Source organism: Erwinia mallotivora, from assembly GCF_000590885.1.
Lineage (GTDB): Bacteria > Pseudomonadota > Gammaproteobacteria > Enterobacterales > Enterobacteriaceae > Erwinia > Erwinia mallotivora.
On record NZ_JFHN01000027.1, the window covers coordinates 1 to 21,384 of the forward strand.

At 52.1% G+C, this 21,384-nt stretch carries 25 protein-coding genes; 6 read left to right on the forward strand and 19 right to left on the reverse strand.

Features of this window, described 5'->3' with window-relative positions; translation table 11 throughout:
- The 9 genes from tuf to fkpA form a co-directional block, all read right to left on the reverse strand.
- Entirely contained in the window at positions 1–1,185 is a 1,185-nt protein-coding gene (gene tuf, locus BG55_RS04580; RefSeq protein ID WP_034934818.1) for an elongation factor Tu, read from the reverse strand.
- Positions 1,186–1,254: 69 nt separating this feature from the next.
- Entirely contained in the window at positions 1,255–3,369 is a 2,115-nt protein-coding gene (gene fusA / locus BG55_RS04585; RefSeq protein WP_034934819.1) for an elongation factor G, read from the reverse strand.
- An 87-nt stretch (positions 3,370–3,456) separates the two neighbouring features.
- Positions 3,457–3,927: a 30S ribosomal protein S7 gene (gene rpsG / locus BG55_RS04590; RefSeq protein ID WP_034934820.1), complete on the reverse strand. Its 471-nt coding sequence runs from the start codon at positions 3,925–3,927 to the stop codon at positions 3,457–3,459.
- A gap of 96 nt (positions 3,928–4,023) precedes the next feature.
- Positions 4,024–4,398, reverse strand: a complete 375-nt coding sequence (rpsL, locus tag BG55_RS04595) for a 30S ribosomal protein S12 (protein ID WP_013204141.1) — start codon at positions 4,396–4,398, stop codon at positions 4,024–4,026.
- Between the two features lie 126 nt (positions 4,399–4,524).
- Positions 4,525–4,812 carry a sulfurtransferase complex subunit TusB gene (gene tusB, locus BG55_RS04600; protein WP_034934821.1) on the reverse strand — a complete coding sequence of 96 codons (288 nt, stop codon included), beginning with the start codon at positions 4,810–4,812 and terminating at the stop codon, positions 4,525–4,527.
- Positions 4,813–4,819: 7 nt separating this feature from the next.
- Positions 4,820–5,185 (reverse strand): sulfurtransferase complex subunit TusC, encoded by a 366-nt coding sequence (gene tusC / locus BG55_RS04605; RefSeq protein ID WP_200871592.1) that lies wholly within the window; start codon positions 5,183–5,185, stop codon positions 4,820–4,822.
- Positions 5,179–5,565, reverse strand: coding sequence for a sulfurtransferase complex subunit TusD (gene tusD / locus BG55_RS04610; protein WP_034934823.1), 387 nt, complete (start codon positions 5,563–5,565; stop codon positions 5,179–5,181). The genes tusC and tusD overlap by 7 nt, the downstream gene beginning before the upstream one ends.
- Positions 5,565–6,287: a helix-turn-helix transcriptional regulator gene (locus BG55_RS04615; RefSeq protein WP_034934825.1), complete on the reverse strand. Its 723-nt coding sequence runs from the start codon at positions 6,285–6,287 to the stop codon at positions 5,565–5,567. The genes tusD and BG55_RS04615 overlap by 1 nt, the downstream gene beginning before the upstream one ends.
- 191 nt (positions 6,288–6,478) lie before the next feature.
- Entirely contained in the window at positions 6,479–7,339 is an 861-nt protein-coding gene (gene fkpA, locus BG55_RS04620) for an FKBP-type peptidyl-prolyl cis-trans isomerase (RefSeq protein WP_034934827.1), read from the reverse strand.
- Between the two features lie 301 nt (positions 7,340–7,640).
- Between fkpA and BG55_RS04625 the strand changes: the two genes are divergently transcribed.
- Positions 7,641–7,856: a SlyX family protein gene (locus BG55_RS04625; RefSeq protein WP_034934830.1), complete on the forward strand. Its 216-nt coding sequence runs from the start codon at positions 7,641–7,643 to the stop codon at positions 7,854–7,856.
- Positions 7,857–7,990: 134 nt separating this feature from the next.
- Here the strand turns inward: BG55_RS04625 and slyD are convergent, their stop codons facing one another.
- The 4 genes from slyD to kefG all read right to left on the reverse strand — a co-directional run bounded on the left by slyD (position 7,991) and on the right by kefG (position 11,237).
- Positions 7,991–8,539, reverse strand: a complete 549-nt coding sequence (slyD, locus tag BG55_RS04630) for a peptidylprolyl isomerase (RefSeq protein ID WP_034934831.1) — start codon at positions 8,537–8,539, stop codon at positions 7,991–7,993.
- A gap of 137 nt (positions 8,540–8,676) precedes the next feature.
- Positions 8,677–8,877, reverse strand: coding sequence for a YheV family putative zinc ribbon protein (locus BG55_RS04635; protein ID WP_152542629.1), 201 nt, complete (start codon positions 8,875–8,877; stop codon positions 8,677–8,679).
- 2 nt (positions 8,878–8,879) lie between these two features.
- On the reverse strand, positions 8,880–10,685 hold the full coding sequence (gene kefB, locus BG55_RS04640; RefSeq protein WP_034934836.1) for a glutathione-regulated potassium-efflux system protein KefB: 1,806 nt from the start codon (positions 10,683–10,685) through the stop codon (positions 8,880–8,882).
- Entirely contained in the window at positions 10,686–11,237 is a 552-nt protein-coding gene (gene kefG, locus BG55_RS04645; protein WP_034934839.1) for a glutathione-regulated potassium-efflux system ancillary protein KefG, read from the reverse strand.
- 250 nt (positions 11,238–11,487) lie between these two features.
- On the opposite strand from kefG, the gene BG55_RS04650 reads away from it, so the two are divergent.
- Positions 11,488–13,392, forward strand: coding sequence for an ABC transporter ATP-binding protein (locus BG55_RS04650; RefSeq protein WP_034934841.1), 1,905 nt, complete (start codon positions 11,488–11,490; stop codon positions 13,390–13,392).
- On the opposite strand, the gene tauD is transcribed toward BG55_RS04650, so the two are convergent.
- The 5 genes from tauD to BG55_RS04675 all read right to left on the reverse strand — a co-directional run bounded on the left by tauD (position 13,389) and on the right by BG55_RS04675 (position 17,597).
- Entirely contained in the window at positions 13,389–14,228 is an 840-nt protein-coding gene (tauD, locus tag BG55_RS04655; protein ID WP_034934843.1) for a taurine dioxygenase, read from the reverse strand. The genes BG55_RS04650 and tauD overlap by 4 nt on opposite strands.
- 2 nt (positions 14,229–14,230) lie before the next feature.
- Complete coding sequence (gene tauC, locus BG55_RS04660) at positions 14,231–15,052, reverse strand: taurine ABC transporter permease TauC (protein ID WP_034934845.1); 822 nt, start codon at positions 15,050–15,052, stop codon at positions 14,231–14,233.
- Positions 15,049–15,816, reverse strand: a complete 768-nt coding sequence (gene tauB, locus BG55_RS04665) for a taurine ABC transporter ATP-binding subunit (protein WP_034934848.1) — start codon at positions 15,814–15,816, stop codon at positions 15,049–15,051. Before tauB ends, tauC begins: the two co-directional genes overlap by 4 nt.
- Before the next feature lie 11 nt (positions 15,817–15,827).
- Complete coding sequence (gene tauA, locus BG55_RS04670; RefSeq protein WP_034934849.1) at positions 15,828–16,811, reverse strand: taurine ABC transporter substrate-binding protein; 984 nt, start codon at positions 16,809–16,811, stop codon at positions 15,828–15,830.
- A gap of 183 nt (positions 16,812–16,994) precedes the next feature.
- Positions 16,995–17,597, reverse strand: a complete 603-nt coding sequence (locus BG55_RS04675) for a LysE family translocator (RefSeq protein WP_034934851.1) — start codon at positions 17,595–17,597, stop codon at positions 16,995–16,997.
- 78 nt (positions 17,598–17,675) lie between these two features.
- Between BG55_RS04675 and BG55_RS04680 the strand changes: the two genes are divergently transcribed.
- The 3 genes from BG55_RS04680 to BG55_RS04690 all read left to right on the forward strand — a co-directional run bounded on the left by BG55_RS04680 (position 17,676) and on the right by BG55_RS04690 (position 19,959).
- The gene (locus BG55_RS04680; RefSeq protein ID WP_276551471.1) at positions 17,676–18,671 is read left to right on the forward strand and encodes a hydrolase; all 996 of its coding nucleotides are present in this window, start codon (positions 17,676–17,678) and stop codon (positions 18,669–18,671) included.
- Between the two features lies 1 nt (position 18,672).
- Complete coding sequence (locus BG55_RS04685) at positions 18,673–18,894, forward strand: YheU family protein (RefSeq protein WP_034934855.1); 222 nt, start codon at positions 18,673–18,675, stop codon at positions 18,892–18,894.
- Positions 18,895–19,089: 195 nt separating this feature from the next.
- Positions 19,090–19,959, forward strand: coding sequence for a phosphoribulokinase (locus BG55_RS04690; protein ID WP_034934857.1), 870 nt, complete (start codon positions 19,090–19,092; stop codon positions 19,957–19,959).
- A gap of 29 nt (positions 19,960–19,988) precedes the next feature.
- On the opposite strand, the gene BG55_RS04695 is transcribed toward BG55_RS04690, so the two are convergent.
- Complete coding sequence (locus BG55_RS04695) at positions 19,989–20,393, reverse strand: OsmC family protein (RefSeq protein ID WP_034934861.1); 405 nt, start codon at positions 20,391–20,393, stop codon at positions 19,989–19,991.
- A 309-nt stretch (positions 20,394–20,702) separates the two neighbouring features.
- Here BG55_RS04695 and crp point away from each other — a divergent pair, with 309 nt between their 5' ends.
- Positions 20,703–21,335 carry a cAMP-activated global transcriptional regulator CRP gene (gene crp / locus BG55_RS04700; protein WP_034934863.1) on the forward strand — a complete coding sequence of 211 codons (633 nt, stop codon included), beginning with the start codon at positions 20,703–20,705 and terminating at the stop codon, positions 21,333–21,335.
- Positions 21,336–21,384 lie beyond the last annotated feature (49 nt).

Below are 21,384 nucleotides of genomic sequence, written 5' to 3' on the forward strand. Positions count from 1 at the left end.
TTAAGCGATAACTTTAGCAACAACGCCCGCACCAACAGTACGTCCGCCTTCGCGGATTGCGAAACGCAGACCGTCGTCCATTGCGATTGGGTGGATCAGCGTAACAACCATTTTGATGTTATCACCTGGCATTACCATTTCAACGCCTTCTGGCAGTTCAATGGTACCGGTCACGTCAGTAGTACGGAAGTAGAACTGTGGACGGTAGCCTTTGAAGAACGGAGTATGACGGCCGCCTTCATCTTTGGACAGAATATAAACTTCTGACTCGAATTTGGTGTGTGGCTCGATGGTGTCTGGCTTAGCCAGTACCTGACCACGCTGGATATCTTCACGCTTGATACCACGCAGCAGGATACCACAGTTCTCACCAGCACGACCTTCGTCCAGCAGCTTGCGGAACATTTCAACGCCGGTACAGGTTGATTTCACAGTATCTTTGATACCAACGATTTCAACTTCTTCACCCACTTTAACGATGCCGCGCTCAACACGACCGGTCACAACGGTACCACGGCCGGAGATGGAGAACACGTCTTCGATTGGCAGCAGGAACGGCTTGTCAATAGCACGCTCTGGTTCCGGGATGTAGTTATCCAGGTGGCCCGCCAGCTCGATGATTTTGGCTTCCCACTCAGCGTCACCTTCCAGCGCTTTCAGCGCGGAACCGTGAACGATTGGGGTGTCATCGCCCGGGAATTCGTACTGAGACAGCAGATCACGCACTTCCATCTCAACCAGTTCCAGCAGCTCTTCGTCATCAACCATGTCACATTTGTTCAGGAACACGATGATGTAAGGTACGCCTACCTGACGACCCAGCAGGATGTGCTCACGGGTCTGCGGCATTGGGCCGTCAGTCGCAGCAACAACCAGAATCGCACCGTCCATCTGCGCAGCACCGGTGATCATGTTTTTCACATAGTCGGCGTGGCCCGGGCAGTCAACGTGAGCGTAGTGACGGGTTGGGGTGTCATACTCAACGTGAGAGGTGTTGATGGTGATACCACGTGCTTTTTCTTCTGGTGCGTTATCGATCTGGTCGAATGCACGAGCAGAACCACCGTAGGTTTTAGCCAGAACGGTAGTGATAGCTGCGGTCAGGGTAGTTTTACCGTGGTCAACGTGGCCGATAGTACCAACGTTGACGTGCGGTTTGGAACGTTCAAATTTTTCTTTTGCCACGACGATATTCCTTACTTTCTGTGCTCTCCCTGTGGAAAGGAGAGCACGGGATCAATTGATTAAACCCGATTATTTACCACGGGCTTCAATAACAGCCTGAGCAACGTTGTTTGGCGCATCATCGTACTTCAGGAATTCCATGGAGTAAGATGCACGACCTTTAGTGATAGAACGCAGCTGAGTTGCATATCCAAACATCTCGGACAGCGGAACTTCGGCGTGAATCACATTACCTGTCACGTTCGATTCCTGACCGCGCAGCGTACCACGACGACGGCTCAGGTCACCGATAACGTCACCGGTGTTCTCTTCAGGTGTTTCAACTTCAACCTTCATGATTGGCTCAAGCAGCACAGGTTTTGCTTTCTTAAAACCATCTTTAAAGGCGATAGATGCTGCCAGTTTAAACGCCAGCTCAGAGGAGTCAACGTCATGGTAAGAACCAAAGTGCAGACGAACGCCCAGATCCACAACTGGATAACCAGCCAAAGGACCTGATTTCAGCTGCTCCTGGATACCTTTATCAACCGCAGGGATGTATTCACCAGGAATCACACCACCTTTGATATCGTTGACAAATTCGTACCCTTTCGGATTCGAACCTGGCTCCAGCGGGTACATATCAATAATGACATGACCATACTGACCACGACCACCAGACTGCTTGGCGTGTTTACCTTCAATATCAGTTACTTTCGCACGAATCGCTTCACGATAAGCTACCTGTGGTTTACCCACGTTAGCTTCAACGTTGAACTCACGCTTCATACGGTCAACGATGATATCAAGGTGCAATTCACCCATACCAGCGATGATGGTCTGGTTAGATTCTTCATCAGTCCATACGCGGAAAGACGGGTCCTCTTTAGCCAGACGACCCAGAGCCAGACCCATTTTTTCCTGGTCAGCTTTGGTTTTCGGCTCAACGGCGATAGAGATAACTGGCTCTGGGAATTCCATACGCTCCAGAATGATGACGTTATCCGGATCACACAAAGTGTCACCAGTGGTCACGTCTTTCAGACCGATAGCAGCAGCGATATCCCCTGCACGAACTTCTTTGATCTCTTCACGTTTGTTCGCATGCATCTGTACGATACGACCAAAACGCTCACGAGCCGCTTTCACCGAGTTCAGTACGGTATCACCAGAGTTAACCACACCGGAATAAACGCGGAAGAACGTCAGGTTACCCACAAACGGGTCGGTTGCGATTTTAAACGCCAGTGCAGAGAACGGCTCATCATCAGTTGCATGACGCTCAGCCGGAGTATCTTTACCATCGTCCAGGATACCATTGATCGCAGGAACATCGGTTGGGGCCGGCAGGTATTCAACTACAGCATCCAGCATTGCCTGAACACCTTTGTTCTTAAACGCAGAACCACAGGTAACCAGAATGATTTCGTTGTTCAGAACACGCTGACGCAGAGCCGTTTTGATCTCTTCTTCAGTCAGTTCTTCACCGCCCAGATATTTCTCCATCAGCTCTTCAGACGCTTCAGCTGCAGATTCAATCAGGTTCTGGTGCCATTCTTCAGCCAGCGCCTGCATATCAGCTGGAATATCTTCGTATTCGAAGGTTACGCCCTGATCGGCGTCGTTCCAGTTGATTGCTTTCATTTTCACCAGGTCAACGACGCCGGTGAATTTTTCTTCTGCACCAATTGCCAACTGCAATGGAACAGGGTTAGCGCCCAGACGGGATTTAATCTGGCCAACCACTTTCAGGAAGTTCGCACCCATACGGTCCATTTTGTTAACGAACGCGATACGTGGAACTTTGTATTTGTTTGCCTGACGCCATACAGTCTCAGACTGTGGCTGAACACCGCCAACCGCACAGTAAACCATTACTGCGCCGTCGAGGACACGCATAGAACGCTCAACTTCGATGGTGAAGTCAACGTGTCCGGGGGTGTCGATGATGTTTACGCGGTGCGGCTCGAACTGCTTAGCCATACCAGACCAGAAAGCCGTAGTCGCTGCGGAGGTGATAGTAATACCACGCTCCTGCTCCTGCGCCATCCAGTCCATGGTGGCTGCGCCGTCATGAACTTCACCGATTTTGTGGTTTACACCGGTGTAGAACAGAATACGTTCAGTCGTCGTCGTCTTACCGGCGTCGATGTGAGCACTGATACCGATATTACGATAGCGTGCAATGGGTGTTGTACGAGCCATTTGATTCCTCTGATTCTCGGACGTTCAAAGTTAAATCCCGGCGGGGTTAACTGAACGCCCGCCGGGTTAATAACAACTACAAAGCTGTTACCAGCGGTAGTGAGCGAACGCCTTGTTGGCTTCGGCCATACGGTGAACGTCTTCACGTTTCTTCACTGCGGTACCTTTGTTCTCGGCCGCATCAGAAAGTTCGTTCGCCAGGCGCAGAGCCATAGATTTATCACCGCGTTTACGAGCAGCTTCAACGATCCAGCGCATTGCCAGAGCATTGCGACGAACCGGACGGACTTCAACTGGTACCTGATAAGTAGAACCACCAACGCGACGGGATTTAACTTCCACGGTTGGGCGGACGTTGTCCAGAGCTACTTCAAATGCTTCCAGTTCACTTTTACCAGCACGCTGAGCCAGGGTCTCAAGTGCGGTATAAACGATGGATTCAGCAGTAGATTTTTTACCATCTACCATCAGGATATTTACAAATTTAGCCAGCAGCTCTGATCCAAACTTAGGATCTGGCAGGATTTTACGCTGACCAATTACGCGACGACGTGGCATGGAAATACTCCGTTGTTAATTCAGGATTGTCCAAAACTCTACGAGTTTATTATGACATTTAAGATAAAACGTTTGGCCTTACTTAACGGAGAACCATTAAGCCTTTGGCTTCTTCACGCCGTACTTGGAGCGTGACTGCTTACGGTCTTTAACACCTGAGCAGTCCAGCGCGCCACGGACGGTGTGGTAACGCACACCTGGCAGGTCTTTAACACGACCGCCACGGATCAGGATCACGGAGTGCTCCTGAAGGTTATGACCTTCACCGCCGATATAGGAGGTGACTTCAAAACCATTGGTTAAACGAACACGGCAAACTTTACGCAGCGCTGAGTTCGGTTTTTTAGGGGTAGTAGTATATACGCGAGTACATACACCACGTTTCTGCGGGCAGGCTTCCAGCGCTGGCACGTTGCTCTTTGCAACTTTGCGTGCGCGTGGTTTGCGAACCAGCTGGTTAACTGTTGCCATTAAATAGCTCCTGGGATTTGCTTTTGCTTCGTAAACACGTGATAAATCGCCTCGTGGTATAACGAGGACGCGGAATTTTAGGGCTGAGCAGAAAAGGTGTCAAGAAATAACCAGGATATCGTCCTGTTACCAGGTTACCTGTTGTGGATGTTTTACCGTCAGCGCAACGAAATCAGTATAGCCTACCTGCGCTATACTGGCTGAAATTTGAGCAGAAAGGCCACGTGCCAGAACATCCTCACGCAGCACATACAGAGAAACTGGCGCACCGATCAGACGCCCCAACGCCTGAGAGCCTTCCATCGCCGCTACCACCCCATCCTGTATCAGTAACACATCGTCCCCTGTGGCCAGCATTCGCATCAGCGCATCGAAATCGCACTTAAAAGGAGAATGTAAAATGAGATGCAGCATGAATCCCTCAGAAGGTAATAATCCGGTCACAGCGATCAAGCTCTGCACGTAACGCTGCCGGAGAAAGGACATTTACCGGTAGTACTCTTTTGCCTTCAGCTGGCAGACCACGTTCTGACAGTGAAGCCGCGCAGACATAGAGATCATCAATATCATACAAAGGCAAAACGCCAAACGTCGCCGCATAATGGCGCGCCAGTATCCGTTCAGGCTGCTGCTCGGGAACAAGTTGTAATACGCCATCACTGACAAAGAAAAGCGCGATTTTTTCACTGAGAGCAGAAATGGCCAGAGCCGCATCCAGCCCTTCCCTACCGGCACTACTGCCATGAGGAGCCTGGGTAAAAATAATTGCGACACGATTCATCAGAATTGCACCAGACGGTCACAGCTTAATACTGCTTCAGCCAGCGCGCCCAGCCCGGTCAGCTGAAAGCCATGCCCTAGATTATCCGCAGGCAGGCCGAGATTTTTCGCTTCCTGCTGGTCGGTCACTCCCCGCCGCAATGCCGCCGCAACACAAACATTAAGCGCCACACCGTGCTCCTTATGCAGCTGTTGCCAGCCTTGCGTCAGATTAAATTCATCGCTGGCGGGGGAAACCAGCGAGCTGGCATTGAGCACCCCTTCACGGTAAAAAAACACGCTGTCCAGATGATGACCTTCAGCCAGTAAGGCCTGAGCAAACAAAAATGCGCTGCTCGCCTGCTGGGTGCCACAGGCGGGGCCGGTTACCAGCAACGTAAAATGCATCAACGATCATGCCCCTGAATATCCCCATTCTTGAACTGACGAATGTAGAGATAAACCGTGTGCTTGGAAATATTAAGCCGGTCAGCTACCTGATTGATGGCATACTTAATATCGAAAATGCCCTTCTCATGCAGATTAAACACAATCTGGCGATTTTTGGCGTTATTGGAGACATTACGATCGCCGCTGACTTCCTCAATGGTGAACTCAAGGGTCTGCATCACCAGATCTTCAACCGACGAAGCGAAGTTCACCATCGAAGGGACTTCCTGAGTTTCCGGCGGCATAAAGGTTGCCATAATCTGCGAGAACGGTACATCCAGGTTCATATTAATGCACAACAGCCCAATAACCCGCTGTTTACCATTACGAATTGCAATGGTAACTGATTTCATCAACACGCCGCTTTTGGCACGGGTAAAATAAGCTTTCGAGACATTGCTGTCCGCCCCTCTCATTTCGTGCAACATCCGCAGAGCCATATCCGTAATTGGCGAACCGATTTTACGCCCGGTATGTTCGCCATTAGCAATACGCACGGCGGAGCGTTTCAAATCTTCCAGGGAATGAAGAACGATTTCACAATGGGTGCCAATCAGCATAGCGAGGCCATCGACCACCGCTTCATAAGATTGCAGGATATCTAAGTCAGTTTGCTCGAAGGGACGCTGATCCAGTAATTCCAGATCGGTCATATCACCGGTAAATAGTGAACCAGACATTAAGACACCACCCTTGAAAAGAACCTGACGCACTGTGTCAGGAGAGACGTGTTCAGATGAAAATACGCGGAGGGTAGTCTAGCAAATATCGCAAAGGCATGTCCTGACCTTTGTAAGGAATTAGAGTGAGCAGTAAAGGCTGGAAGAAGAATGGAAATGACACCGCCACTAAGAAGTGGCGGTGAAAAGGCTTATTTAGCCTGGGTCGCTGCAGGCGCTTCAGCCGGTTTTTCAGCGTTAGCATCGGCTTTTGCCGCAGGCTTAATGTCCAGCAGCTCGACATCAAAGACCAGCGTGGAGTTCGCCGGAATACCCGGAACGCCATTCTTGCCGTAAGCCAACTGCGGTGGGATGACCAGCTTAATCTTGCCACCTTTTTTCACGTGCTTCAGACCTTCGGTCCAACCGGGAATAACACCGTCAAGACGGAAAGAGAGTGGTTCACCACGCGTGTAAGAGTTATCAAACTCAGTACCATCGATCAGCGTGCCTTTGTAGTTAACGACAACCGTGTCGCTATCCGTTGGGGCCTTGCCAGTACCTTCTTTCTCTACCTGATAGAGCAAGCCAGATTCCGTTTTCTTCACGCCCTTTTCTTTGGCGAATTTAGTGGCAAAAGCGTCACCTTTCTCAGTGTTTTCTTTGGCATCTTTTTCCATCTTGGCCTGTGCAGCACTCTTCACACGGCCTTCAAACGCCTGAAGGGTCTGCTCAATTTCCTGGTCAGAGAGTTTACTCTTACCAGCAAAAGCATCCTGAACACCGGAGATCAGCTGCTGTTTATCCAGCGTGATACCCAGTTTTTCCTGTTCTTTCAGAGAGTTTTCCATGTAGCGACCGAGCGAAGCGCCCAGCGCATAAGCGGATTGTTGATCCTCAGTTTTAAACGCAGCATTTTTGGGTGCTGCCGCTGGCTGAGGTGCCTGCTCTGTTGGTGCGGCGGCAGGGGCGGCGGCAGGGGCGGCGGCAGTTTCAGCAGCCAAAACCTGCGGGGCATTCAGCGCAGCGGCAAGGGTGGTGGCTAACAGTGTGACTTTAAATATTGATTTCATCCATTTCTCCAAAACCGAAGCCTCACACCTCGGAAATCATTGACAGATCGGGGTCTGTACTATAACTACAAATCTGCACAAGAAAACTGCACAATTTCGCAATGAAAGCTAAGTAACTTACGACCGTATGTCCACCCGAAAGTTTCACCACAGAAATGCAGACGCCTGACTCTTTTTTCAAGTGCCGCCAGAAATTAACCTGAACATTTCTGTTTCCTGCCCTGCTTTCCCGTTAGAATCAGCAAGATTCTGCCATTGTCAGAACCCGTGGCAGTCACCAGCAGTCACCTGAGGAAAAACTATGCAGCACCTGTTTGAACAACGCCTGGAAATGCTGGAAAGCCGACTGGCGTTTCAGGAGCACACCATTGAAGAGCTGAATCAGACGGTAATTCACCATGAACTGGAGATGTCCCGCCTGCGTGAGCAGATGCGGCTGCTTACCGATAAGCTGAAATCGGTTGCCCCTTCCATGATTGCTTCACAGTCAGAAGAGACGCCCCCTCCGCACTACTGATTTGATTAAAAGAATGGGGAATTCACCGCTAATCGGTCGGACTTTTCTTCAGCTCGCGGCCCCTCTACCCGCCCGGACAAACAGGCAAAAATAAGGCCACCGCAAGGGTAGCCTCATTGAAATCCGCAGAAAATTTAGTGGCTGCAACCACAGCCACCGGTGCCACATCCACCCTTACCATGCTCATGGTCGTGGTCATGATCGTGGTGATGGTCGTGTTCGCCATGGACATGACCGTGAGCCAGTTCTTCCGCCGTAGCTTCGCGAATAGCCACCACTTCGACGTTGAAATTCAGATTCTGCCCAGCCAGGGTGTGATTACCATCAACCACGACATGGTCATCTTCCACTTCGGTGATTTCAACCGGCACCGGCCCCTGATCGGTTTCCGCCAGGAAGCGCATTCCCACCTGCAACTCATCAACGCCCATAAAAACGTCTTTGGGTACGCGCTGAACCAGATTGTCATCATACTGGCCATAAGCGTCATCGGCGGTGATATTCACTTCGAACTTGTCACCCGCCTCATGATTTTCCAGTGCTTTTTCAAGGCCGGCAATCAGGGAACCATGACCGTGCAGATAGTCCAGCGGTGCGCTCACCGGAGACTCATCAACCAACACACCATCTTCTGTACGTACCTGGTATGCCAGGCTGACCACCAGGTCTTTTGCTACTTTCATGATTACTCCTAAACCGTTGAGAGCCTGAGCTCTTGCAGGCCAGCCAAATGCTGACCTTAAGAGCTTTAAATTGCGTCGATTGTAATAAATTTCAACGCTGCTGTACGGTAAAGCTTAAAAAAAGCTGCGCGATAACGCTACTCAGGATGGAAAATTCCTATGACCTGTTCATTTGCCCGCACCTCATCACGGACATGTTTATCCGCTTCACGCATCTGGTGGCCGCACTTAACACATTCAACCACATCGATATTATTTTCTTTCCACAGTGCCAGAGTATCTTTTGCCTGACATTTCGGGCAGGTCGCACCGGCGATAAATCTTTTACGCATTTTGATTCCTATTCAAACTCATCCCAGCCGCCAAACTGGCGTTTTTCATGGCGCATCTCTGCCTGAAAAATGTCTTCCAGTTCGCGACGCGCCTCTTTCACCCGTGAAATTTGCTGGCTGTCAGCATGGTTAGGCATCAGCTCACGCAGCATACGCATATCCAGACGGCGAAAATGCTGCTGGGCGCGGAAAGCCTGGTGTGGATGCATACCTAACGTCATCAGCGTCTTACGCCCCAGTTCCAGCGCACTGGAGAAGGTCTCACGCGAGAACTGCGCCACCCCAGCCTGGATCAGCTCATGAGCTTCCACACGACCTCTGGCCCGGGCAAGAATCTGAAGATGCGGAAAATGATGCTGGCACAGATGAACAATTTCCATCGCATCCTCCGGACCATTACAGGTAATAACTATCGACTGCGCGGTTTCCGCACCGGCAGCACGCAACAGTTCCAGTTCGGTTGCATCGCCGTAATAAACTTTATAACCATATTTACGCATCAGACTGACCGCACTGATATCCCGCTCCAGTACCGTAATCCGCTTCTCGTTCGCCATCAGCAAACGCGCCACCACCTGACCAAAACGCCCAAACCCGACCACGATCACTTCAGGTTTATCATCCTCAACGAAAGGCTTCTCATCAGGCTCATCGCTGTCGTTAAAGCGCCTTGCCAGAATCCGATCAATGCCCTGCATCAGCAATGGCGTAGTCATCATCGATAGCGTCACCGTCACCAGCAACAGCGGCATCTGATCGCCATGAAACAGCTTTGCCGATGATGCTGCCGAAAACAGCACAAAAGCGAACTCGCCTCCCTGACTCAGCACGCCGGAAAATTGCAGGCGCTCAGAACTACGCAGACCAAACAGACGAGAGAGCGAATAGAGGACCGTCCCCTTAATCGCCACCAGCGCCACAACACCGACCAGAATTTCGATGATATGGGTGTAGAGCACGCCAAGGTTCAGCGCCATCCCCACTGAAATAAAGAACAGGCCGAGCAGCAATCCTTTAAACGGGTCAATGGCTATCTCCAGTTCGTGGCGATACTCACTCTCTGCCAGCAGGATCCCGGCGATAAAGGTGCCCAGTGCCATCGAAAGCCCCAACGCATCCATAAACAATGCGGAGCCCAATACCAGCAGCAAAGCAGCAGCGGTAAAGACTTCACGCACGCCGGATGCCGCGATAAAACGGAAAATAGGTCGCAACAGATAGCGGCCACCAACCAACATACCGGCAAAGGCCAGTACCTTCATGCCGATGGTCATCCAGTCAGTATGACCACTGTCACCTCCGGCCAACAGCGGAACCAGAGCCAGAGCAGGGATCACCGCGAGGTCCTGGAACAACAGTACCGAAAACCCCAACTGGCCCGATTCGTTGCGGTTCATCCCCTTATCGCGCATCAGCTGTAGCGCCATCGCGGTGGACGACATCGCCAGTCCGATACCACCGATCACTGCCGCCTGCCACGAAAAATTCGTCAGCCATAACAGTCCGCCGAGGATCGCCGCGCTGAGCAGAACCTGCGCGGCACCGACGCCAAAGATGGAGCGTCGCAGCTGCCACAGCTTTGCCGGGTTCAGCTCCAGCCCAATGATAAACATCAGGAACACCACACCCAGTTCCGAGAAATGCAGGATCTCATCGACATCGCTGATAAAGCCAAGTCCCCACGGCCCGATAGCAATACCGGCCAGCAGATAGCCCAACACGGCACCAATCCCCAGCCTTGCCGCCAGTGGCACCGCGATCACTGCCGCAAAAAGATACACCACGCCTGCCGTCAGCAGCGTTTGCCCTTCCATTCAGAGCCCTCCGGGCAGTTGCGGCGATGCCAGCCAGTCACCATAGGCACGCGCAAAATTTTTCATCACTTCTGGCGGCTGCCGCCGTGCAAGATAGATGATCATCGGCGTCAGCCAGTGCATACGGCATAGCTGAGCGGTCAGTTCAAAAGGACGCATGATTTCCGACATCGGGTAGCGATTAAGCCCATCCTGATGATAGGCCGCTTCAGGCTCACCGGTGGTGATGACACTCCGCCAGTATTTCCCCTCCAGCACGTTGCCATCAGGACCGCTGGCAAACCCACGTGACAACACGCGATCCAGCCACTCTTTCAGCAATGCAGGGCAACTGTAGGTATAGAGCGGATGCTGAAAAACAATCACCTGATGCTCACGAAGCAACTGCTGCTCGCGATGGATGTCAATAAAAAAGTCCGGGTAGTGTGCATACAGATCATGTACGGTCACATTTGGCAGATCCTTTGCCGGTTGCAGCAATACCCGGTTAGCGATTGAGTCCTGTGATTCAGGATGTGCATAGAGCAACAAAACATTGGGCTGCTGCGACATGATTCCTCTCCAAATCGTCGTCATAACGGGGAAATTCCGCTACCATGCCCGACGCAGCGGAATAGTGCATTCCGCAAAGCAATTACGATGATTTAATTTAACATATACCCTGAATAATTCGTATTGCAGCGAGGCGACAGGCGAAGGGAACCCGGAGAGCTGGTTCAGCTAAGGGATTCGGGAGACTGAACGCAGTCAGCGCATCTGCAACCTGAAGTATGACGGATATATTCTGACTATTACGGCGCTTATGATTATCTTCTCCTCGTTACAAATACGACGCGGCGTCCGCGTGCTGCTGGACAACGCCACCGCCACGATCAATCCCGGCCAGAAAGTTGGACTGGTTGGGAAAAATGGCTGTGGCAAATCGACCCTGCTGTCGTTGCTCAAGCACGAGATAAGCGCCGACGGCGGTAGTGCTCATTATCCAGGCAACTGGTCGCTGGCCTGGGTTAACCAGGAGACGCCCGCGCTGGCCATGCCCGCCATTGAATACGTTATCGATGGCGATCGTGAATTTCGTCAGCTGGAATCCGACCTCGCTCATGCTAACGACATCGATGATGGTCATGCCATCGCCACACTGCATGGCAAGCTGGACGCTATCCAGGCATGGACGATGCAATCCCGCGCAGCCAGTTTGCTTCATGGTCTGGGCTTTTCGCAGGAGCAGCTGACACGCCCGGTCAGTGACTTTTCCGGCGGCTGGCGAATGCGTCTTAACCTGGCACAGGCGCTGATATGCCGCTCAGATCTGTTGCTGCTTGATGAACCCACCAACCACCTTGATCTTGACGCGGTGATCTGGCTGGAACGTTGGTTGAAAAGCTATCAGGGCACATTGATTCTTATTTCCCATGACCGCGATTTTCTCGACCCGGTAGTGGATAAAATTCTGCATATTGAGCAGCAGTCAATGTTCGAATACACCGGCAATTACAGCGCCTTTGAGGTGCAGCGGGCGACCAAACTGGCGCAACAGCAGTCGATGTATGAAAACCAGCAGACCAAAGTGGCGCACCTGCAAAGCTTTATTGACCGCTTTAAGGCGAAAGCCAGCAAAGCCAAACAGGCGCAAAGCCGGATTAAAATGCTGGAACGTATGGAGCTGATCGCGCCTGCACATGTTGATAATCCTTTTACCTTCAGCTTTCGTGCCCCGGAAAGCCTGCCCAATCCATTGCTGAACATGGAAAAAGTAAGCGCAGGCTATGGTGAGCGCATCATCCTGAATCCCATCAAACTGAATCTGGTGCCAGGCTCACGGATTGGTTTGCTGGGCCGTAATGGCGCGGGTAAATCGACGCTGATTAAACTGCTGGCCGGTGAACTGACCCCGCTAAAAGGCGATATTGGCCTGGCGAAAGGCATCAGGCTGGGTTACTTCGCTCAGCATCAGCTGGAATTTTTGCGCGCCGATGAATCACCCTTACAACATCTTGCCCGCCTTGCGCCTCAGGTGCTGGAACAGCAGCTACGGGATTATCTCGGCGGCTTTGGTTTTCAGGGCGATAAGGTGACTGAAAATACCGAACGTTTTTCCGGCGGTGAAAAAGCGCGGCTGGTGCTGGCATTGATTGTCTGGCAGCGCCCCAACCTGCTGCTGCTGGATGAACCCACCAACCACCTCGATCTGGATATGCGTCAGGCATTAACCGAGGCGCTGATCGACTTTGAAGGCGCACTGGTGGTGGTTTCGCACGATCGCCACCTGCTGCGCTCCACCACTGACGATCTTTATCTGGTCCACGATGGCAAGGTCGAGGCCTTTGATGGCGACCTGGAAGATTACCAGCGCTGGCTGAGCGAACTACAAAAACAGCAGGTCAGCAGCACAGATGTCAAAACAGATAACGCCAACAGTGCTCAGGCGAGAAAAGATCAAAAACGTCGTGAAGCAGAATTGCGCACACAAACGCAACCTCTGCGTAAACAGATTGAGAAGCTCGAAAAGCAGATGGAGAAACTGAACAGCCAGCTGACCGCCGCCGAAGAAAAACTGGCGGATGCGGAGATCTACGACCAAAAGCGCAAGGCCGATCTCACTGCCGCACTGAAGCAGCAGGCTGAGACAAAATCCGCGCTGGAAGAGTGTGAAATGGCCTGGCTGGATGCGCAGGAGCAGCTGGAAGCGATGCTCCAGGCCAGTTAAAACGGCTTATCACCGAGTATCGTCGCGCGGTGCATAATGCGCCGCGCTGGCAAATAATCGGCGTTAGCGTAGTGCTGCGTAACCCGGTTGTCCCAGATAGCCAGATCGTTTTCCTGCCAGCGCCAGCGCACCTGGAATTCTGGCTTAGTAATATGGGCAAACAGAAAGGCCAGCAATGCCTCACTCTCTTTCTGCTTCAGGCCAGCGATGCGGGTGGTAAATCCTTCGTTCACAAACAGTGCCAGCCTGCCGCTTACCGGATGAGTCCTCACCACCGGATGCAACACCGGTGGATTCTTCTCTACCGCCACTTTCCAGCGGGCGTGTTCTTCTTCACTGTCACGGTATTTGAATTCCTGGAATGATTTGGTGAAGTCGTGCTCCGCTTTTAATCCGCTCAGTAACACCTTAAACGGTTCAGACAACGCATCGTAAGCTGCGACGCCACTGGCCCACAGCGTATCACCACCGTTTTTCGGCAACTGCTTCGCAGCGAGGATGGCACCGGCCGGAGGCGTGGCGATAAAGGTGACATCGGTATGCCAGTTATCACTGTCGGGGGGATTATCGTTGTGCGTATCCAGTACAATAATCTCTTCCACATCAGGGGCGTGAGGGTATACCGGATGGATATGCAGGTCACCAAAACGCGCGGCCAGCGCCCGCTGCTGCTGCGGGGTGATCGGCTGATCCCGGACGAACAGCACCTGATGACGGATCAACGCATGATATAGCTGTTCAAACTGGGCGTCGCTCATCGGCCGACTCAGATTAATATCAGCAACCTGCGCCCCAATATTCGGGCCAAGTGGGGTGATAGTCAGACGTTCGTTCATCACTATTCTCCGTGCCAGGGGGTTAAGCGACGTTGCAACGTGCGCAACATCAGTTCCAGTGTGAAGGCAATCAGGGCAATCACCGCGATGCCAGCCAGTACCACATCTGTTGCCAGAAACTCTCCGGCCGACTGCACCATAAAGCCCAGCCCACGGGTAGCAGCAATCAGTTCAGCCGCCACCAGCGTTGACCAGCCAACGCCAAGGCCAATACGGATACCGGTAAGAATTTCCGGCAGCGCACCGGGCAGGATCACCAACCACAATAGCTGCCAGCGATCGGCACCCAGTGACTGCGCGGCCCTGATACGCACCAGCCTGGCGCTTTTCACACCCGCCAGGGTCGACAGGGCAACCGGTGCGAAAATCGCCAGATAAATCAGCAGGATTTTGGAGGTTTCACCAATACCAAACCAGATAACCATTAAAGGTAAATACGCCAGCGGCGGCACCGGACGGTACAGCTCAATCAGCGGGTCAAGAATACCGCGCACCGTGGCATTCAGTCCCATCATAATACCCACCGGTACCCCGAGAATGATTGCCGCCAACAGCGCGATGAGGATCCGCCCGAGGCTGGCGGACAGGTGCTGCCATAATGTGGCATTCATAAATCCCTGCGGACCGGCAATGACCACCAGTTGATGAAACACCTGTTGTGGCGGCGGCAGAAACAGCGGAGCAATCAGATGAAGCGTCGTAACCGCCCACCATGCCGCCAGCAATACCAGCAGGGTGGCGATACTGAATGTCAGCTGGCGACGCAATGGCCAGCGCCACCGCTGACGCGAGGTAAGGTTTTTTTCGGCTGATAGCAGGCTCATAAGAAGACCTCACGCTGTCGGAAGACCCGGCTTAATACATATTCGCGTTGGGCAATAAACGCAGGGTCGGACTTAATAACCCGACAGGACTCCCCAGCGGCATAGCGGCGACCAAAATCCAGTGTGATCCGTTCAGTAATGCGCCCCGGTCCCGGCGACAAAAGGATTAATTCACTGGCGAGGAATACCGCTTCTTCAATATCGTGGGTGATCAGTAAAACCGGCCTGTTTTCCTCATACCACAGGCTTAACAGCAGCTCCTGCATCTGTTCCCGGGTAAAAGCGTCCAGTGCGCCAAATGGCTCATCCAGCAGCAACAGCGGTGGCCGGGTCAGCAGCGCTCTGGCAATGCCGACCCGCTGACGCATTCCGCCTGAAAGCTGCCAGATAAATTTTTTTTCCGCACCGGCAAGTCCGACTTTCTTCAGCATCTGACGGGCCGCCTCCCTGCGCGGTTCTTTCGCCACACCGGCCAGTTGCAGACCCAACGCCACATTGTCCACGACGTTACGCCACGGCAGCAGGCCTTCGTGCTGAAACACCACGCCGCGGTCTGCGCCGGGCCCGGTAACGGTTTTGCCATCCAGCGTAATACTGCCGGACTGCACCGGAAGAAAACCGGCGATCAGATTCAATAACGTGGTTTTCCCACAGCCTGACGGGCCCAGCACCACAACCAGTTCTCCGGCTGCAATCCTCAGGTTAATGCCATCAAGCGCAAGATGGCCCTCATAACGGGCGCTGAGATGTGAGACAACAAGCACAATGCCTCCGACTAACGAGCGAGGGGTTTAATAAACCGGTCAGTGACATAGCTGCTGTAATCGGTGGCAACCTGTGGCACTTTTCCCTGCTGTTGCAGAAACCGCGCGGTATCTACAATCGCCTTACTGACCGGCTGAGACAGTTGCTCTACCTGCTGCGCGGCGGTCAGGTAACGATTACCTTTTACCAGCTCAGCAACCTGCGATTCCGGCACCCCGCTGAGGCGTGACAGCTTGCTAAGGTTGTCACTGTTTTCGAGCCACTGCTGCGGGTTATCGAGATAGCTTTTCTGCGCCGCCAGCGCACTGCGTGCAAAAGCAGTCACCACTTCCGGGTGTTGCCTGGCAAAATCTTTACGTACCACCCAGACATCGAGCGTCGGTGAGCCCCATTGTGCCACCTGAGCAGAGTCGGTCAGGACATGGCCCTGTTTTTCCAGCTCACTGACTGCCGGAGCCCAGACATAAGCACCGTCGATATCCCCTCTCTGCCAGGCAGCCACAATCGCCGGTGGTTGCAGATTGATAATTTGCAGCCGATCGGGGGCGATTCCCCAGTGCTTCAGCGCAGCAAGCAGGCTGTAATGCGTGGTGGAGATAAAAGGTACAGCGATACGTTTACCGATCAGATCCTGAGGCGTGTTGATGCCTTTTTTCACCACCAGCGCCTCGGAAGTGCCAAGTTGCGAAGCCAGCAGAAACACCTCAATCGGCACCTGCTGACTTGCAGCAACGGCCAGCGGGCTGGAACCGATATTACCGATTTGCACATCGCCAGATGCCAGCGCCCTGACCACGCCAGAACCGCTGTCGAACTTGCGCCAGTCCACTTTCGCACCACTCTCTTTAGCAAAGGTATTATCAGCCTGGGCGACCTTTGCTGGCTCCGCTGACGTCTGATAAGCAATGGTGACATCCACCGCTTTGCTACTGAAGGAGGAAGCAAGAAGTAAAAGCATTACAGCGATGGAAGAATGGCTGAATTTACCCGCCATAACACAGCTCCGGTTGTCTTTATCTGAGGATTAATCTCCTCTTTGTAACCGGGAACTATTTTGGCAATAAAGTAATTAAAAATTATCTTTTATATTTTTATCTGCTTAGAAGAAAAGTACCTGACTTTAGCTGAAAAACAGAAAACCACCGCCAGACGGTGGTTTATATCCCGCAGACAATGGTTAATGCCAGATCAGTAGCACGCAGACGGCAGTCAGAATGCCCATGGAGAGATTAAAAATTTTCCAGGCGCGACGGCTGGCAAGAATTCGTCCAATCAGCGTTCCGAAACTCAGCCAGATTACACCGGACAGCAGGTTAACCAGCATCATCGCAAAACTGATCGCCACTACCGAATTCCGCCAGGCATCGCCCGACAGGCTGAAGCTGGCTACCGCTCCCAACGCCATCAGCCAGGCTTTGGGATTAATGAGCTGGAGCAACCCGCCCTGCCAGAAGGGCACGGGGCGCTTTGGAGGCTCACCGGTTTGCAGTTTTTCATATTTCGCGCTGGCAATTTTCCACGCCAGCCAGAGAAGATAGAGACTTCCGGCAATTTTCAGAAACAGATGAAGGGCAGGATAAAGCAGGATCAATCCACCGATGCCGGAGGCTGCAATAAGCAGCATGACCTGCATACCGGTCATAATCCCTGCCAGCAACCACAGCGAACGCAGGAAGCCAAAATTGGCACCAGAGGCGGTAAGTAACATATTATTGGGGCCTGGGGTTATGGCGGCCACCCAGAGAAAGCCCAGCATCGATAAAAATAAACTCAGTTCCATATGAATCGGGTGCTCCTCACCGCAGACCAGAATCGAACCTGATGAAGCTAACAACGTGACAGGGATCAGACAAGCATTTTGAAGATCAATTTTAATCCACAGCCCTCTGATTTTCAGCCCATAACAGGGTTCAGTAACCCACACCTGCAAACCATGCTGCCCCGGTTAATACGCCGTCGTATGTATCTGCAACCGCACTGGCAACGCCTGACGCTTCCCGACAGCGATTTTGTTGACCTCGCGTGGAGTGAAAATCCGGCACAAGCCAGGCATAAGCCCCGGGTAGTGCTGTTCCATGGCCTTGAAGGCAGTGTCAGCAGTCCCTATGCGCATGGCCTGCTGCATGCCTGTCAGCAACGTGGATGGCTGGGGGTAGTGATGCATTTTCGCGGTTGTAGCGGCGAGCCGAACCGGCTGCACCGGATTTACCATTCAGGCGAGACCAGCGATGCCTCCTTTTTTCTGCAATGGCTTCGGGAGCAATGGGGGACGGTGCCTACCGCCGCCGTAGGCTTTTCACTGGGCGGCAATATGCTTAGCTTTCTGATGGGAGAACAGGGGAACGCCTGTCTGCTGGATGCCGGCGTGGTGGTTTCTGCTCCGCTGATGCTGGAGCCATGCAGTCTGCGGCTGGAGCATGGATTTTCCCGCGTCTATCAACGCTATTTGCTGAATTTGCTCAAAAAAAATGCCGAACGTAAACTGATTGCCTGGCCTGGCACACTCCCTGTGGATATGTCACAACTGAAAGCATTGAAGACGCTGCGAAGTTTTGACGATGCCATCACCGCCAGAGCACACGGCTTCAGGGATGCAGGCGATTACTATCGCCGCTGTAGCGCCATGCCATTGCTGCCTGCTGTGTGTAAACCTTTACTGATTATTCATGCGCAAGACGATCCTTTTATGAGTGAAGAGGTCATCCCTGATCCAGACAGGCTGCCAGCCTGCGTCGAGTATCAATTGACCCGTTATGGTGGTCATGTGGGATTTGTCAGCGGAACCCCGCTCAAACCGCAAATGTGGCTGGAACAACGCATTCCGCAATGGCTTTCAACCTGGCTGGACAATTAACATGATTATTCCCTGGCAAGAACTGGAAACAGAAACGCTTAATAACCTGATTGAATCCTTTGTGCTGCGTGAAGGGACCGATTACGGTGAACATGAACGTTCTCTGGCGCAGAAAGTCGAGGACGTTCGTCGACAGCTCAGTCATGGGGAAGCCGTACTGGTGTGGTCAGAGCTGCATGAAACAGTGAATATCATGCGTCGTAATCAACTCGGTCAGACTTAACCTTTCCGTTCTGATAACGACATACCCTTACGGTAAATGGCGGGCCTGTGTCATCAGGATATCAGGCAGTCAGGTCCCTGTTCAGTCTGCGCTTTTTTTCAAATATCACTCACCCGGTGTGGATGGAAGGGAAGATGACACAGGGCAACAAAACGTGTTAACAATGGCGGGTCCATATGCACAAGGAACCCGTTTATGTCTGCTAAACATCCGGTGATCGCCGTGACCGGCTCCAGCGGAGCCGGAACTACCACCACCAGTCGCGCCTTCCGCAAGATATTTCAGCAGTTGAACCTGCATGCTGCTGAAGTGGAAGGAGACAGCTTTCACCGGTATACCCGACCAGAAATGGATATGGCTATTCGTAAGGCACGGGACCTGGGTCGTCATATCAGTTATTTTGGGCCTGAAGCCAATGACTTTGCGCTACTGGAACAGACCTTCAGACAATATGGCGAAAGCGGAAACGGCCAGTCACGCAAATATCTGCATACCTACGATGAAGCCGTGCCCTGGAATCAGGTTCCCGGCACCTTCACGCCCTGGCAGCCGTTGCCGGAACCTACCGATGTGCTGTTTTATGAAGGGCTGCACGGCGGCGTGGTGACACCACAAAATGATGTCGCACAACACGTTGATCTGCTGGTTGGTGTGGTGCCGATTGTTAACCTTGAATGGATACAGAAACTGGTACGCGATACCAGTGAACGTGGTCATTCCCGCGAAGCGGTGATGGATTCTGTCGTGCGCTCAATGGAAGATTACATTAATTTCATCACCCCACAATTCTCCCGCACTCACCTCAACTTTCAGCGGGTGCCAACCGTTGATACCTCAAATCCGTTTGCTGCCCGCTCCATTCCGTCGCTGGACGAAAGCTTTGTGGTTATTCATTTTCAGGCGCTGGAAGATATCGATTTCCCTTATCTGCTGACCATGCTTCAGGGCTCGTTTATTTCCCGCATCAATACCCTGGTGGTGCCTGGCGGTAAAATGGGGCTGGCAATGGAGCTGATCATGGGGCCGTTAGTCAAACGATTGATGGAAGGCAAAAAAATAGAGTAGCGCCCTGCATTGACAGGGCGACATTGCGCTTAGCGCGCAACCACCTCGTAACTGTGGGTAATGGTGACACCCTTACCCAGCATCAGAGCCACGGAGCAGTATTTTTCAGCCGAAAGATCGACTGCCCGTGAGACAGCTTTATCACTTAGCTCATCACCGGTAACGATAAAGTGCAGATTAATATGGGTAAACAACCGGGGAGCCTCTTCCCGTCGCTCTGACGTGAGCTTCACTTCGCAATCTTTTACGTCATGGCGGCCTTTTTGCAAAATTGACACCACGTCAATAGCGCTGCATCCACCTGCCGCCATCAGTACCATCTCCATCGGGCTGGGCGCTTTATCTCCGGAGTTGCCATCCATCAGTATCTGATGCCCTGAAGAGGATTCGCCTAAAAAGGTCAGCCCTTCCACCCACTTGACTCGTGCCTGCATGTCAATGCTCCTAATTCATTCAATTAACTCCAGATTACGCTTAAGCCATAAAAACGGCAATCCGACAAACTTCCCACTATGCTGAATAAAGAGAACAGAAGACACTGATGCAAAGCTATGCTACAAAAAGACTGTAAAATTTTCGTCAGTACTCTACAAATCATGACGAAACGGAATGACATAACGAGCCAGGCTTTGAGCTAAGGCCAGAAAAAATTTCCTGACAGGGTAACGCTTCAGTATTTCATCGCCTGACAGGGAATTCTGCCCCTGAATTTAAGGCACGATAACAACAGAGGATAACAACGAATGGTTCTCGGCAAACCGCAAACAGACCCGACACTTGAATGGTTCCTGTCACATTGCCATATTCATAAGTATCCATCCAAAAGCACGCTGATTCATCAGGGTGAAAAAGCGGAAACGCTCTACTACATTGTCAAAGGCGCGGTAGCGGTGCTTATCAAGGATGAAGAAGGCAAGGAGATGATCCTCTCTTATCTCAATCAGGGTGATTTTATTGGCGAACTTGGCCTGTTCGAAGAAGGTCAGGAACGTAGTGCGTGGGTTCGGGCAAAAACCGCCTGTGAAGTTGCTGAAATTTCGTATAAAAAATTCCGTCAGCTGATTCAGGTTAATCCGGAAATTCTGATGCGCCTTTCTTCGCAAATGGCGCGCCGCCTGCAAGTAACATCAGAGAAAGTAGGTAATTTAGCGTTTCTTGATGTCACCGGCCGCATCGCCCAGACATTGCTTAATCTGGCCAAACAGCCAGATGCCATGACTCACCCGGACGGTATGCAGATTAAGATTACCCGTCAGGAGATCGGTCAGATCGTTGGCTGCTCACGTGAAACAGTGGGCCGTATCCTGAAAATGTTGGAAGATCAGAATCTGATTTCAGCGCATGGGAAAACCATCGTGGTTTATGGCACACGCTAAACGACTCTGCTCCACGGCGTAACAGTTTTGTTGCGCCTTTTATCGGTAG